The sequence below is a fragment of the Hydrocoleum sp. CS-953 genome, assembly GCF_002260545.1.
Classification (GTDB): domain Bacteria; phylum Cyanobacteriota; class Cyanobacteriia; order Cyanobacteriales; family Microcoleaceae; genus Trichodesmium.
Map to the genome: position 1 here is coordinate 1 of NZ_LGSU01000028.1, position 1,310 is coordinate 1,310.

Genomic DNA, 1,310 nt, shown 5'->3' on the forward strand with positions numbered 1-1,310 from the left:
GTCACAACCTATGCACAGATTACTCTATAAGTATATCAGATTTTGAGCTACAATATACTTAACATTCATGGAGACAACAAAGCAATCAGCGAAAAATATAAAAATCGCTGATTGCTCTTTATAAAGTTGACATATATTTTGCTCGAATTATAGTCTGATAGGTAGTCAATTATCAGACAGTAAAAGTATGAGTTAGTTAAGTTGACTCTTACTTCTGATTGAAAGCTGCCCAGGTCTTTTTATTAACTATCCCATCAGCTTTAATTCCTTGAGATTTTTGAAATTCTTTAACTGCTCCTGTAGTTTTCACTCCAAATACTCCATCAATTGGCCCTGGATTAAAGCCCATTTTTTCCAGACGAGTTTGTAGGGTTTTGACTTTAGAACCCTTGTCTCCTTTAGCTAATATCTTTTCTACTTCAACTACTTGATTTTGCTTTGGGATTGATAATTGTTCTTTTTGAATAGTTCGACGAGAGGCAAATGATGGTTGAGCTAAAGCTTTCCAAGTGGCCTCATCAACTATACCTGTCACACTAAACCCTGCGGACTTTTGAAAAGCTTTCACTGCTTTTGTGGTACGGGCACCAAATACGCTATCTACAGCACCAGGGTTGAAACCTCTAGCTTGTAAACGTCTTTGTACTGCCCATACTTCTGCACCTCTAGCACCCTGCGATATATTCTTTTGATTTTTTGGTTTTTGGGGAACACCAGAATAGAAAGGTTTAGAGAATAGTTCAGGCTGAGTAGGTTTATTAGAAAATCTAGAATTTCCTCGAATAAAAGGTCTCAGAAAAGTTTGATTTTTTGGTTTTTGTCGTAACTTACTTTTAACCTTATCTGGTTGACTAAAGATAGAATTATTGGAATTTAATTTGCGAATTAAGCTTCCTTCTGTTTCTGTTGTCAAAGATTCTGTTTTATTAGAGGCAATTGCTCTGTTGGGGGTAAAACTAAACAGGGCGACTAAACTCAATAGAGTAGTAATAGTAGGGACACGCATCATAATAATTTTGTTGTAATGATTACTGTTTTTGACTGAAAACCCTGACTCTTAATCAAATAACTTTCCTGACTTTTGCAATTTAGACTTTAGCTACAATTAGTGAAGGGTAAAAACCCACTATAGCTATATAGTTNGACACGCATCATAATAATTTTGTTGTAATGATTACTGTTTTTGACTGAAAACCCTGACTCTTAATCAAATAACTTTCCTGACTTTTGCAATTTAGACTTTAGCTACAATTAGTGAAGGGTAAAAACCCACTATAGCTATATAGTTAATATTATCATCTTCTATAGGT

The 1,310-nt window shown here is 34.7% G+C and carries 1 protein-coding gene; it reads right to left on the reverse strand.

Going from position 1 to position 1,310, the window contains the following annotated elements; genetic code table 11:
- Positions 1–208: 208 nt before the first annotated feature.
- Positions 209–1,009 carry a peptidoglycan-binding protein gene (locus AFK68_RS00110; RefSeq protein ID WP_094670674.1) on the reverse strand — a complete coding sequence of 267 codons (801 nt, stop codon included), beginning with the start codon at positions 1,007–1,009 and terminating at the stop codon, positions 209–211.
- Positions 1,010–1,310 lie beyond the last annotated feature (301 nt).